Annotated in this window: 12 protein-coding genes and 2 tRNA genes; 6 read left to right on the top strand and 8 right to left on the bottom strand. The window is 44.3% G+C overall.

The window, feature by feature from the left end; genetic code table 11:
- Positions 1-101: 101 nt before the first annotated feature.
- Positions 102-177 (bottom strand) — tRNA-Thr (locus BN4_RS02110).
- 64 nt (positions 178-241) lie between these two features.
- Positions 242-318: transfer RNA gene (locus BN4_RS02115), tRNA-Pro, on the bottom strand.
- Positions 319-602: 284 nt separating this feature from the next.
- On the opposite strand from BN4_RS02115, the gene BN4_RS02120 reads away from it, so the two are divergent.
- Positions 603-1,145 carry a chemotaxis protein CheW gene (locus BN4_RS02120; RefSeq protein ID WP_015413699.1) on the top strand — a complete coding sequence of 181 codons (543 nt, stop codon included), beginning with the start codon at positions 603-605 and terminating at the stop codon, positions 1,143-1,145.
- 35 nt (positions 1,146-1,180) lie between these two features.
- Here the strand turns inward: BN4_RS02120 and BN4_RS02125 are convergent, their stop codons facing one another.
- Positions 1,181-1,909 (bottom strand): Smr/MutS family protein, encoded by a 729-nt coding sequence (locus BN4_RS02125; RefSeq protein WP_015413700.1) that lies wholly within the window; start codon positions 1,907-1,909, stop codon positions 1,181-1,183.
- A 162-nt stretch (positions 1,910-2,071) separates the two neighbouring features.
- Here BN4_RS02125 and BN4_RS02130 point away from each other — a divergent pair, with 162 nt between their 5' ends.
- The 4 genes from BN4_RS02130 to BN4_RS02145 all read left to right on the top strand — a co-directional run bounded on the left by BN4_RS02130 (position 2,072) and on the right by BN4_RS02145 (position 5,279).
- Positions 2,072-2,830 (top strand): ABC transporter ATP-binding protein, encoded by a 759-nt coding sequence (locus BN4_RS02130; protein WP_015413701.1) that lies wholly within the window; start codon positions 2,072-2,074, stop codon positions 2,828-2,830.
- Positions 2,831-2,852: 22 nt separating this feature from the next.
- Positions 2,853-4,013 carry a SufB/SufD family protein gene (locus tag BN4_RS02135; RefSeq protein WP_015413702.1) on the top strand — a complete coding sequence of 387 codons (1,161 nt, stop codon included), beginning with the start codon at positions 2,853-2,855 and terminating at the stop codon, positions 4,011-4,013.
- 189 nt (positions 4,014-4,202) lie between these two features.
- On the top strand, positions 4,203-4,790 hold the full coding sequence (locus BN4_RS02140; RefSeq protein ID WP_015413703.1) for a TetR/AcrR family transcriptional regulator: 588 nt from the start codon (positions 4,203-4,205) through the stop codon (positions 4,788-4,790).
- A gap of 33 nt (positions 4,791-4,823) precedes the next feature.
- The gene (locus tag BN4_RS02145) at positions 4,824-5,279 is read left to right on the top strand and encodes a metal-dependent hydrolase (RefSeq protein ID WP_015413704.1); all 456 of its coding nucleotides are present in this window, start codon (positions 4,824-4,826) and stop codon (positions 5,277-5,279) included.
- An 89-nt stretch (positions 5,280-5,368) separates the two neighbouring features.
- On the opposite strand, the gene BN4_RS17615 is transcribed toward BN4_RS02145, so the two are convergent.
- The 5 genes from BN4_RS17615 to BN4_RS02175 all read right to left on the bottom strand — a co-directional run bounded on the left by BN4_RS17615 (position 5,369) and on the right by BN4_RS02175 (position 12,206).
- A protein-coding gene (locus tag BN4_RS17615) for an IS3 family transposase (RefSeq protein ID WP_407635864.1) occupies positions 5,369-6,534 on the bottom strand; the annotation gives its coding sequence in 2 pieces (ribosomal slippage) (positions 5,369-6,256 and positions 6,259-6,534; 1,164 coding nt in all).
- Between the two features lie 81 nt (positions 6,535-6,615).
- A complete protein-coding gene (locus BN4_RS02160) occupies positions 6,616-7,674 on the bottom strand; it encodes a glycosyltransferase family 4 protein (RefSeq protein ID WP_015413707.1) in 1,059 nt (352 codons plus the stop codon).
- Positions 7,675-7,686: 12 nt separating this feature from the next.
- On the bottom strand, positions 7,687-9,765 hold the full coding sequence (gene sucD, locus BN4_RS02165; protein ID WP_015413708.1) for a succinate--CoA ligase subunit alpha: 2,079 nt from the start codon (positions 9,763-9,765) through the stop codon (positions 7,687-7,689).
- A 315-nt stretch (positions 9,766-10,080) separates the two neighbouring features.
- The gene (locus tag BN4_RS02170; RefSeq protein WP_015413709.1) at positions 10,081-10,992 is read right to left on the bottom strand and encodes a DHH family phosphoesterase; all 912 of its coding nucleotides are present in this window, start codon (positions 10,990-10,992) and stop codon (positions 10,081-10,083) included.
- Positions 10,993-11,099: 107 nt separating this feature from the next.
- On the bottom strand, positions 11,100-12,206 hold the full coding sequence (locus BN4_RS02175; protein WP_015413710.1) for a polynucleotide adenylyltransferase/metal dependent phosphohydrolase: 1,107 nt from the start codon (positions 12,204-12,206) through the stop codon (positions 11,100-11,102).
- A 248-nt stretch (positions 12,207-12,454) separates the two neighbouring features.
- Here BN4_RS02175 and BN4_RS02180 point away from each other — a divergent pair, with 248 nt between their 5' ends.
- Positions 12,455-13,153 (top strand): biotin--[acetyl-CoA-carboxylase] ligase, encoded by a 699-nt coding sequence (locus tag BN4_RS02180; protein ID WP_231856599.1) that lies wholly within the window; start codon positions 12,455-12,457, stop codon positions 13,151-13,153.
- Positions 13,154-13,208 lie beyond the last annotated feature (55 nt).

Consider the following 13,208-nt stretch of genomic DNA (forward strand, 5'->3'; position numbering starts at 1 on the left):
CTTACAGAGTAAGCTTGCTACGTTAATCGTGGGAAGAAATCAACAACAAAAATAAGTGTGGCACGAAAAAACGCCGCTCAATGAGACGGCGTTTTAATATCTGGAGCTGACGAGCAGGATTGAACTGCCTACCTCGTCCTTACCAAGGACGCGCTCTACCGATTGAGCTACGTCAGCTTCTTTGCTGTGTTTCAATGAAACGCTGGACTGACTCAGTCAGTCCAGCGGGGTATTTCATTGTTGGTCGGGATGAAAGGATTTGAACCTTCGACCCCTTGAACCCCATTCAAGTGCGCTCCCAAGCTGCGCTACATCCCGACGTCGAGGGGAGTAACTATCTGTGTGGCGTATGATTGTCAATCCCTTTTTTAGAAAAAAAATTCAACAGCGTGTTTTTTCAAAGAAATATACATCATAGAGTTGAGTTGTGTTCTTATTTTCTTTTGACTAAAAATAAAAATATGGCTGATTATAATGGTGTTTTTTCTCATCTGCGTATAAATAAGTCTAGAACGCTCGGTGGTGTATGCTTTTTTTTAGGTAGGCAGTAACCAATGGGCGTACTCCAACTGAGAATTCGTAATTAATACGGGGAGAGTACCATGGCCGATGAAGCCCTGAAAGATATCAATCAATTTTTGACGTTTACCTTGGGAAAAGAGATCTTCGCCCTTGATATTGGGACTGTCAGGGAAGTTCTCGAATTGACATCTATCACTAAAATACCTCGCACTCCGGAATTCATGAGGGGAGTCATTAATCTCAGAGGCCATGCTGTCCCTGTGGTAGACATGCGGCTTAAATTAGGCATGTCCAAGGGTGAAGATACTGTTGATACATGTATTATCATTGTTGAAATTGAGTTTGATGGAGAGTTCACCGTTATGGGGGCTCTTGTGGATTCTGTGAGAGAAGTTTTTGAAATGATGCCGGATACCATTGAGCCTGCTCCCAAGATGGGGGCGGCAATCAATGCAGAGTATATTAAGGGTATGGGGCGTCAGAATGAACAGTTTATCATCATAATTGATATCAATAAGATATTCTCAGCAGAAGAACTTGCCATTGCCAAAGAACTGGCTGGTATGGGAGGGGGCGCAGACCATCTTTCGCCACAAGAAGATTCAGTTGCTGCTTATGCATAAAAAAACGGCCTTCATGTGCGTGAAGGCCGTTTTTTTTAGCTCATTTCTTCCCTGTTAAACGTTTTATCCCAAGCTATTTTCCCTTCAGTCTTTTTTTGTTTTCTCAGAAGAATGTAGATTGCCCCAGCCCCTCCATGTTTGGGTTGTGCTGTGCAAAAAGCCAAAACAACCTGTTTAAGGGGATCGTGTGTCAGCCAAGACTCCGTTTCTCGTCGAAGGACCGATTGTCCTCCTGGCGAGTTGATTCCTTTACCTGTCACTACCAAGACACATCTATTATCTTGCCGATGATTTTCTTGCATAAATGAAAGCAATTTTTCATGAGCTTGAACTGTCGTCATTCCATGCATGTCGAGGCTTGCAGAAATATCAAATGATCCAGCTTTGAGTTGCTGAAATGTTTTGATATCAAGACCCCGCACATATCCATACATAAAATCTTCCGTATATTCGAGCTCAAATTCAAAAGCCCCTCGAAGGAAGCTCTGTAAATCTCTTTTGACTTTTTCTTCAGGATCTAGGTCAACTGAAGAGCATGAAGAGTTTGTCTGGGGTGATATTTGTCTTCCCTGGGTTCCATCCATTTGTTTGACTCCCTGCATAGCCGAAAAGAACAAGGCTTCATCAGCATGATCATCCGGTTCAGGCGACTCTCTTGGGCGTTCTTTTTTTTCATAAGGGAGAGAGTAGGCATCTTTGTTCTCTTTCTTAAAATTGAGTGCTTTCAGGTCACCAAGGTTTTTGATTTTATTTTTTTTTCCCATATATTTTCTCCATTCCGATGTTGCGTTTATCATTTGGGTACTTATCTAGAAAAAGCGGATTTGTACCTCGTGTTCCTGTCCTGGCCAATACGATTGACTGGACTTCCATAACAGGCTTCAGTAGAAGACCTGTTCGCACATTGATTCAAAGTGAGGGAATACATGCTGACGATTGAAGACTTGCATGTCAATATCGGTGATAAACAGGTTCTTGAAGGGATCAACCTGGAAATCAGGGAAGGTGAGACCTTTATACTGTTCGGTCCCAATGGCTCAGGCAAGACCTCTCTACTTATGACCCTTATGGGGTTTAATGGGTATGAGATAACTCAGGGAAAAATCTTTTTCAAAGGCGAAGACATTACTGAAGCTCCTATGTATGAGCGAGCTAGGCTGGGTGTGGGCATGTCCTTTCAACGCCCGCCGACCATTCACGGTCTGAGAACTCGACATTTGGTCAAAATGTGTTCTCGCAAAGGTAATGTTGATCCTGACTTGCTCGCTGAGATAGTGAATATGACTGAATTCCTTGATCGCGATATCAATGCCGGTTTTTCTGGTGGAGAAATAAAGCGTTCGGAACTGTTACAGTTGATGGCACAACAGCCGGATCTTGTTCTTTTTGATGAGCCGGAATCCGGTGTCGATATGGAGAATATGCAACTCGTTGGTCGGGTAGCTCGCGATGTTTTAGATGGTAATTACAATGTTGCCCCGGATTTGAGCCTCAAGGAACGCAAAGCCCAAACCAAGACAGCCGGGTTGATCATCACACATACAGGCTATATTCTCGACTATGTTAACGCCGATCGTGGTCAAGTACTCTATAAAGGGCATTTGTGCTGCGAAGGAAGACCTCGCGATATTCTCGATCACATTCGTCAGCACGGCTATCAGGAATGCGTGCGTTGTATGAACTAGCATCGCATAAGGAGTCAGTACGATGAGTAAAGTAGATCTTTCCGAATATAAATTTGATGGATTTGAGCAGCAGGCTTTATCTGATTTAACAGCATTGTCTGCTGAAGATCAGGATCAACTTCTCATGGCAGGGGTTGTCTCTGACCTGGATATGCGTTCCGCATCGTATCTTCAAATGGATCAGTCCGCAGTTCACTGTCAATCCAAAGACGATAACGTCGAAATTATGGATATCAAGGACGCCCTGAAGAAATATGATGGCCTGAAAGAGTATTTCTGGAAGTTGGTTGATCGGGATAAGGATGAGTTCACTCAATCTGCCGATGACAATTTGCATGGTGGGTATTTTATTCGCGTCAAGGCTGGTGCGAAAATCAAAGACCCCATTCAATCATGCCTTATGCTCAAATCTGAGCAGGTTGGGCAAAATGTTCATAACATTGTCATCATAGAAGAAGGTGCAGAGGCTCATATCATAACAGGATGTTCCGTTGCACATGGGACCAAGGCTGGTGCTCATCTTGGTATTTCTGAATTCTTTGTCAAAAAAAATGCTTCCTTGACTTTTACCATGGTTCATAATTGGGGTGAAAGCGTAGCCGTGCGTCCGCGCTCTGCCGGAGTGGTAGAAGAGGGCGGTAAATTCCTTTCTAATTATGTGCTGCTAAAACCAGTCAAAGACTTGCAAATGTACCCAGCTATCACATTGAATGGTCCTCACTCTGTGGCGCGTTTCAATTCTGTTGTTGTCGCATCAGAGGGGTCTCATTTGGATATGGGGAATCGCGTTATTATGAACGCGCCACATACTCGGTGTGAGATTATTGCCAGAACTATTGCAAGTGGTGGGACCATTATCAATAGAGGGCATATCGCCGCCAGTCATGTGCCAAGTAAAGGACACTTGGAATGCCAGGGGCTTATTTTGGGAGATGGCCGTATCTGGGCGATTCCAGAACTTGATGGAACTGCCGAAGGTGTCGAGCTTTCTCATGAGGCGTCTGTTGGCAAGATTGCGCAAGAGGAAATTGAATATCTCATGGCTCGTGGGATGGATGAAGATGAAGCAACGTCTACCATTGTGAGAGGTTTTTTGAATACCGACATTATGGGGCTGCCAGACAAGCTGCAAAAGGCGATCGATAAGCAAATTGAAGAATTGCAGTCTTCAGATTCTATGTAATTCTTGTTTGATAAATTTGAAAAGGCGAGATTGTTATAATCTCGCCTTTTTTTGTTCTTGAGATACGCTCGTATAATACAACTTGAAGAAAGCTTTGACTCATATTATGTAATTATGACCGTGAAAATATGCCATATATGCTGGTCAAAAAAGTTTTTTTAGCTCGTTGAGAGTCAGAAAGGATAGTGGATGTCAAAGAAAGAACTGATACTGAATGCAGCCCAGGAGCTTTTTGCACGATGTGGTTACGCGGGTACAACCATGAAAATGATTGCAGTGGAAGCTGGGGTGGCGTCAGGGTTGGTTTTTCATTATTTTGATAACAAGGAAAACCTCTTTATGGAGGCTGGAAGTGACCTTATTGACGTAATGATCGAAGATCTCAGGGGGAAGATTGCTCAAAGTGCCTCAGGCTGTGAGGCCTTAGGGACTTTTGTGAGAGCATATCTCGACTTTACTGTGACACACGCAAAAACTTTTCCAACCATGATTCGTTGTTCGCCCTTTAGTGATGATAACCCTGAGCTTGATAGGGGGAGGATTGGCAAAAAGTTTATGGAGCTTATCAATCTTATTGAGGATATTTTAACACAAGGAATTGATGATCAATCCATTTGTCCACTACCTGTCACCCAAACAGCATTTATGGTGTATGCCAATATTGTTGGTGCTGTTCGTACCCGTTTTTTAGCTCCCTATGAAGTGGATAATCTTTATGAAGAAGCATGTCAGTTCGTTTTGAGAAGTGTCGGCAAAATGAGAGACGGCCAATGTTAGTATTCTCTACGCGCCCTTTAGGCTCATAATCGGATGCCCGGTTATAAAGGACATCTGGCGGGGGGACTGTTTTTTGCTGTGATGGGGCTTGTGGGCGTGACACTTCTTGGCTGGCTACTACTTACGCCGTTACTGGCTTTGGGTTTAATTGGCTTTTGTCTGCTTGGAGCGCTTTTCCCGGATGTAGACACTGATTCGAAAGGTCAACGCCTTTATTATTTGATTTTTGCAATTGTTGATCTGGGGTTCATACTACAACAGCATTATTTATGGGCTTCTTGGCTCGGCCTTTTTGCAATGCTGCCACCTATGGGGTCACATAGGGGATGGACACATACATGGTGGGCTATGGTGGTTGTTCCATTGCCTATCATTGTTGTACCAGCTGTTATTTTGGGAGGGGAAGGGCTCAAGCTTTTCGTTCTTTTTTATGTCGCTTTTGTTGTCGGCTATTTTTCACATCTGCTTCTTGATTGTGAGTTTTGCTAATACTCTTTCTAGATTAGACGGAACAAAAAGAAGTGGGTTCACTTTATCGGACCACTGAGCGGCGAATTTAAGGTGGACAGTTTTACGTGTTACGCCGCCTTGTGGGTCCATCCCAGAGGGGGTACCCCCTCTGGGATGGGACCGCTTTGATATATCTCCATCGGCTTGCGTCCGTCAAAGGTCTTATGAGGACGCCGATTATTGTAGAAGTTAAACCACCAGGCCAAGGCACTCCGCAGCTCACTTCCTGTCTCCAGTTCCCGCAAGTAGACACATTCGTATTTCAAAGACTTCCAGAGTCGTTCGATCATGACGTTATCCATCCAGCGTCCTCGGCCATCCATTGAAATGCGGATGCCAGCATCCCGCAGAGTCTTTGTGAATTCATAGCTGGTGAACTGGCTCCCCTGGTCTGTGTTGAATATCTCAGGTTCTCCATAACGGTTGATCGCATCCTCCAAAGCTACGACACAAAAGTCGGCCTCCATCGTATTCGACAAACGCCACGACAATACTGCCCGGCTATGCCAATCCATGATTGCCACGAGATACAAGAAGCCTCGTTTCATCGGAATGTAAGTAATGTCGGTACACCAAACTTGATTTGGCTTTGTGATCTTCATGTTCCGCAACAAATACGGATATATTTTGTGCTGTGGATGAGGATCACTCGTCCTCGGTTTTTGGTAAATCGCCATCAAGCCCATCTTGCGCATAAGTCGTCTCACACGACCACGGCCAACCAGATGCCCTTCATCCCGCAGAATGTTGCGCATCTGGCGTGAGCCGAAAAATGGTAGCTCCATGAACAACTCGTCGATGCGTTTCATCAACTCCAAGTTATACGATGATTCGCCAATCGGCTGATAATAGTATGTTGAGCGTTGCAGTTTGAGGATTCTGCATTGTCGCCGGACGCTGAGTTGTGGATGCTCTTTGTCGACGACTTCACGCCTTCGCTCGCAGCTCAGATTTTGGCGAAGGCTTGTTGCAAAAAATCCTTCTCGATCAGAAGTTGGCCGATCTTAGCGTGCAGATCCTTGATATGTGCATCGTCCATTTGCTGGCTCTTCTCTGCCTTGCCAGAAAATGACGCGACAATACCTTCTTTGGCTTGTCGTTTCCACGTGGATATCTGGTTGGTGTGAACTCCATACTTGCTGGCCAGCTCGGAAAGTGTGTGCTCGCCAGACAAAGCGTCGAGGGCTACACGGGCTTTGAATTCAGCAGTAAATCTTCTTCTCTTCTTGGACATCGAAAAGCCTCCTTCGGCTATCATATGTCCACCTTATACTGTGGTCCAGTTTCTTAGACCCACTTCTAAAAATAGGCGATTTTAAGAGACGAGTTTCTGATAAAGGTGCATATATCTCTCAGCCATTGTAATGTCAGTGAAGCCATTTATTGTAATTGAACCGTTTTCGATCAATTTATCAGAAAGTTGTTTGTCCTCTATAAGCCGTACGATTGCCAAAGCTAAATCCTTGGCGTCACGGTTTTGGAAGATCAAGCCATCCTGCTCATGCGTAACAAGTTCAAGGTTCGACTGGAGATCAGAAGTAATCACGGGAGTGCCGGAGGCCCAGCCTTCCTTGATCACGGCGTTAGATCCTTCTCCATCAATTGAAGGGACGGCAAGAATATCAATTTCAGGTAAAACTTCCTTGCTGTCTTTATAGCCTAGAAAAATGATTGATCCCGTGAGTTCTAATTCATCTGCCCTGATTTTCAATTGCTGTAAAAGAGGCCCATCCCCGGCGATAAGACATTGCCAATCTGGAAGAGTCTTCTTTTTTTTCAGTTCAGCCAAGGCTTCAATAAGAACTTCGAATCCCTTTTGCGTACTGAGGGCTCCAACTGCGCCGATAGTTAAGAGGCGGTGCTCATGCTTTTCTTTGGAGTACAGTGTAGCATCAATGCCACTGTGGATTGTCGTTGTTTTTTCTCTTGGGATTTCACAGCGTATAAGTATTTGTTGAATCTCTTTACTGACTGCGACGAGCGCATCTCCGTATAGGTATTTTTTCCGACTCCATCCAGTCTTCAAAGGGTATGAAACTCTTCTGCTATGGATAAGTTTAAAATTGCCAAGGTACATTTTGGCAAGAGCAGCGAGAGATGCTCCTTTCGCATCATTGGTATGCACTATATCCGGTTTTTCAGAAGAAACGATATGAATAAACCGGTATATATTGAAAAGATTCCAGTCACACCCTGAGGGCAGCGTGAAGCAACGGATTCCAACTTCTTTAAGGATTGCTTCAAGTGGCGCCCCTTGAGGAGTGACCACTATTGGTTCCACTCCCGCAGTTTGTTTGAGGTATCGAGCCAAATAAAAGACTTGTCGCTGCCCACCACGAATTATTTTTCCTAAATCAAGAAGAAGGACTTTCAAAGAGATATCCTGTTATTTTAGTATGCTTATTAGAGTCTCTGCTATGGTTTCAAGGTTTAAACACACCGTAAAACCAGCTTGATGCATGATTTTGAGCTTTTGTTCGATGCCCATTTCTGTTTCGAGAATAGCTCCTGCATGCCCCAGTCGTTTGCCGGGAGGCGCAGTACATCCTGCGATGAATGAGACAACTGGTTTATGAAATCCCGTCGAAAGAACGTATTCAGCCAGATTCTCTTCGGCTTGTCCACCGATTTCCCCAAGAACCACAATAGCCTCTGTCTTGTCATGATATTTGAGCATTTCAAAAAGTTCGACGAAATCAGTCCCAATGAAAGGGTCTCCGCCAATTCCCAAGCAGAGTGACTGCCCTATTCCACGGGAGGTAAGACGGTCGGCAACTTCATAGGTCAGTGTACCGCTACGGGAGAGGATTGCCACGGGACCGGCGGAGAATGGAGTCGTCGGCATAATCCCTATTTTCATGGCATCCGGTATAATAATACCCGGAGAATTGGGGCCTATTATTTTTGTCTTTGAATGTCTTGTTTGTTCCAAGGTTGCTATCATTTGATGTTGTACAATACCTTCGGTGATACAAATGGCCCACGGAATTTCATTACAGGCAGCTTCCATGATGGCATCAGTTGCCAAGGAAGGAGGTACAAATATAATAGTGGCACCGATCTCATGATTTGCTTTGGCTTCTACAATGGAATTGTAAACTGGAATATTTAAGACATCTTTGCCCCCTTTAAAGGGAGTCACTCCAGCTACCACATTTGTTCCATAGTCAAGCATCAGCCGTGTATGGAGTTGGCCTTCTCGGCCTGTTATTCCTTGGACAAGGACTGGTGTTTCTTTTGATAGTTCAAATGGATATCCATCTGTCTGTTTCTTATATCTTTTTCTTGTTTGTCGAGGAAAACTAAGCATGGATTTAACGACAGAGGGGGGGGCGTTTTTCGGGGTAAAATCGTGCAATAAGCAAATTGCAGATTGCATGTCATTGGCAATATGTAAATTCTTCGTATTCATAGCAGTGAGTATCGCAAGCCCCGCATTCGCATCATTGCCGGCCATTCTGGCTACAATGGGTTTCTGAGGAGGCATTCCATTGAGTGCTCCCTTCAATGCAAGCGCTACTTTTTCACAGGACAGTATTCCCCCAAATAAATTAATGAAAATTGCTTTCACTTTATGGTCGCCAAAGAGCAATTCCAATGCTGTTTGCATGCGTTTTTGATCAGCTGCTCCGCCAAGATCAAGAAAGTTGCTTGCTGGAAGATTTGAAAGGTTGAGCAGGTCCATGCTGGCCATTGCCAACCCTGCGCCATTGACCATCAGTCCAACCCAACCTGGTAAGCTTACATAGGAAAGGCCGGCATCTCGTGCTGTGTTTTCTTCAGCAGTTGCATGTTCACGTTGGTAAAACTCTTCCATGGCAGGGTTCAGGTCGACATAGTTGTCATCGATTTCAACCTTGCCATCCAAAGCCGTAAATTGATTTTTATTATCAATGACCAATGGATTGATCTCTGCCATCAGGAGGCCGTAATCCAACATTCCCTTAAAAAGGTTCGATACAATCTTTGAAAACATCCCGTAATTATCATTTGTTATATTCAGATGGAAAAAAGCCGAGCGAATCTGATGAGGGAGAAGACCTTCTGGCAAGTAAATCTGTTGCACCAACAGATTCTCTTTTCCTAACTTTTCTATTTCAATACCGCCTTGCCTGCCAACAGTGAGTAAAATACATTTTTTCTCTCTCGATAGAGTCAGTGAAAGGTAGAATTCGCGCTCGATGGGAATAGCAGGTTCAATTCTTATAAAAGGAGGAAGCTGATCTTTTATTTTCAAAGAAAAAAGAGTCTTTGCTGTGTCGATGAAATCTTCCTCGCGAGTAACACGCAGAATTCCACCGGCTTTACCCCGTCCACCGGTCAGTACTTGAGATTTTAAATACCAGGGCAAAGGAAAGGGAGGAGTGGTCTCTTCCGCCTGGCCAGGAGCGACTGTTATTGCTCTGGGTGTTGGAATGTCAATTTTAGAAAAAAGAATTTTACTGTTATGTTCATTAAGAAGCATTGTTATCCCCATTTCTTGATGGAATGCCATCCATTAATATTTAAGGTCACCTAAGTAACTCATACCACGGAAAAAGAATAGCATAGTGCGTGTTCGCAAGCACTCAGTTTTCACTCTCTCAGAGTGGATAAAGAATATTTGCTGACGGGAGATGAGCACCCCTCTGGCGTCTGTCAAGGCGATGGGGGCATATCTTGGGGGAGGACTTTTTGAAAGGCAGCGAGTGAGATACGTGATTGTCTTATAGCTGGGCGGGTTCAAGAACCCCTTGCCTCAATCCGTTGTGAAACAAGGAATTCTTTTGTTTTTTAAGGATTACCCATCCGTATTGAGTTGGGTGATAATTTTTTCTAAAGTCTCAGGTACAATTGATTCTGGGACTTGGCAGGTGCCTACCGCTTGATGCCCTCCGCCGCCGAAAGTTAACATCAATTTCCCGATGTCGCTTTTGCTCGTTTTGTTCGTAATGGAGTGCCCCACGGTTAAGACAACATTTTGTTTCTTGAATCCCCAGATGACGCGGATACTGACATTACAATCAGGAAAGAGAGTATAGACCATAAATCGATTCCCACAATAAATTGGTGCCTGATCACGCAGGTCAATCACCACTACATTGTCATGTACTTTTGTGTTTGCCTTCAACATATCGATAAATAAAGGTTCATCTTCGTAATATTTATCAATGCGCTCTCGAACATCTGGAAGCTGCATGATTTCTTCCGCTGTCATAGTTCTGCAATATTCGATCATATCAAGCATGAGCTGATAATTACTAATTCTATAATCGCGATATCGCCCTAATCCGGTTCGAGGGTCCATCATGTAGCCAAGCAAAATCCACCCTGTTGGTTTGGTTATATCATTTGTAGAGAGAGCAGCAGAGTCAACTTTATCAACCGCATCCATCATGGGGATGAAACCTGGAGGAAATTTGTCAGCACCATAATATTCATAAATGACACGCGCACAACTTGGGAGTGGAGTACTTCTCCCCTCAAATTCTATATCACCTAAACGGTCTTTTTCACTTGTGTGGTGATCAAACCAGAGGCCACAACCCGGAACATACGGAACATTAGCTAAAACATCTTTTTTACTGACTTCAACCTTACCGTCTTGGAGATCTTTGGGGTGAGCAAAGAGATAGTCATCAATAATATTCATGTGTTTCAGCAATGTGGCACAAACAAGGCCATCGAAATCAGATCGGGTAACTAGCCTCATAGCATCTACTCCGTTAAATTTAAGTCAGTTGGGAACATAAAATTAAGTATGTGGTGTTGATTTATTATGTGCTCCAGTTTTTTTTGTCAAAATAAGAACGTTATTATTTAACTGTAACGGCGTAATTCGCTTGCCCGTAGCTCCCTGAGCAGCTTGCCAGAGGCCGGTCCTTTATTGTGCATATTAGGTGGCAACGAAACTGATAAAATTAACTCTAAGTCTCGCAACGCACGTTCTGTGAAATTGAGAGATTGATCAGCAACAACGAGTGTGAGTACTCCTTGAAGGCATTTGGAAATATGAAGGTCAACGAGTAAGTCTACCTTTGTTGTCGGGCGTAATTCATCATAACGGGCTACAAGCATATGCCACCGTGCTGCTTGAGAACCAGCTTGGGAAAAACTGTTAGACAGACGTATTCGCGATGCGATGTCCACCGCTCTTTTTATTCCTCTTTTATCATGACCATAGTGAGAGGGGAGGAGTTCTTTGGGTGTGGAGGTTTTTCCAAGATCATGACAAAATCCCATCCAAACTTGTTTGCTTTCGCCAGCCATGCGATCCATTACCTCTGCGGTGTGTTCTATTACATTGGAATTGTGGTATTTGGAGGGGCCAGCAGGTATGGATAATCCGCCGTCAAACTCTGTAAACCATGGTGAAAGGCATCCTCCAAGGGCCAGAAGGCGCAAGTAGTTGCCTGGCCTTGCCGAAGAGAGGGCCTTGAGAGTTTCTTGGCCTATACGATCAGGGGCAAGAGTGTTTAGTAAGCCTTTCCTGGCGACAGAGTGCATACTGTCCAGTAACTCTTGGTGTGGTGAAAAATCAGGAAATTTGGCCCAGAAGCGTGCTGCTCGGAATATTCTAAGAGGGTCTTCCTGAAAAGCATGAGAAGATGCGGGTCTCAATGTCAAAGTATGCAGATCTTCAAGTGCTTTGGGATGACAGAGAAGAGTACCATTTTCATCCAAGATGAGAGCATTGACAGTTAAGTCTCTGTTCTTTAAATCTTTATCCAGAGTGGGAGCTCTTAGAAATGAAAATTCGCATCCATTGATAAGAAAAACAGGAAAAGACTTGCCAACTCTTTTAGCCAGCGGGAATCTTCTCTTAAACTCTTCCTGAGTTATTTCGGTTACAAGATAGTCGCGGTCAGTAATGGAATTTCCCAACAAGAGATCGCGCACAGCTCCGCCAGCGAGATAAATATTCATATCCAGTAACTATCATAAGGTAAATCATGCTGCCACCAGGAATTTATTTGTGGGAATCTGGAGATCAATCCCTTGTGAGTCCTTCAACCACGGAATCTATTTCTCTAACAAGTCCTCTATGGAAAAGGGAAATTGAACGGTGTGGACCATGGAATGATATCGTAACAGTAGATGGCGTCGGGGATTTTCTTCAAAGCTCCATAGTGACAGACTTGACCATTGTAGTTTGTGGCAAATGCTCAACAACGATGGAGGCAATTCGTGCTCTGGAGAAGAATAATATACTTGGAGAATGGGGCACTCTCATTGCTGTTGAACAAAGTCATGGGCGCGGGCAATTGAGGCGTCATTGGATCTCTCCGCCTGGCAATCTCCATGCTTCAGCTCTTCTTCCAGCAACGCCAAAAGAGGGGATTTGGAGAGGTGCAATGAATGATCTTCTTCCTCTTGTCTGTGGCTATCTTTTATCAGATGGACTTGCTCTCGCGGGTGCTCAAACTCAAATAAAATGGCCCAACGACCTTCTCCAAAATAATCGTAAAATTGGTGGGATCCTGATTGAAGAGCAAGGAGGGGTAGATATTCTTGGATTCGGGTTGAATTTTGTTCAGTCTCCACCTGATGCGCTCATGCGCGAAAATCATTCTGTTTCAGCGGCTGTTTTGCAAACAGAGTTTGGTTCATTGGGGGTCCTTGAGCTCTGGGAAACCCTTGTGAACCACAGTAAAAGGGTGTATGACTTTGTGCTTGGCGAGTTGACTCCATCCCAATTCCGTTCGGCCCTCACCAATCGGCTTGCATGGTTAGGCAAGCAGATTTTGGTCCAGGAAGGGGATAAAGAAGCCTATTTTGCCAAGGTCGTCGGAATTTCATCTCGTGGTGGACTCAAGGTTTGTCACGCAGAAGGGGAAGGAGTTCTCTTCTCCGGTTCAATTGCCCCTCTATAGCCATTTTCGTGGCAGGCTTTACGCCAAGAGGCGATTTTCAGTCATTTCTGTTTAA

It is taken from the genome of Pseudodesulfovibrio piezophilus C1TLV30 (assembly GCF_000341895.1).
Classification (GTDB): Bacteria; Desulfobacterota; Desulfovibrionia; order Desulfovibrionales; family Desulfovibrionaceae; genus Pseudodesulfovibrio; species Pseudodesulfovibrio piezophilus.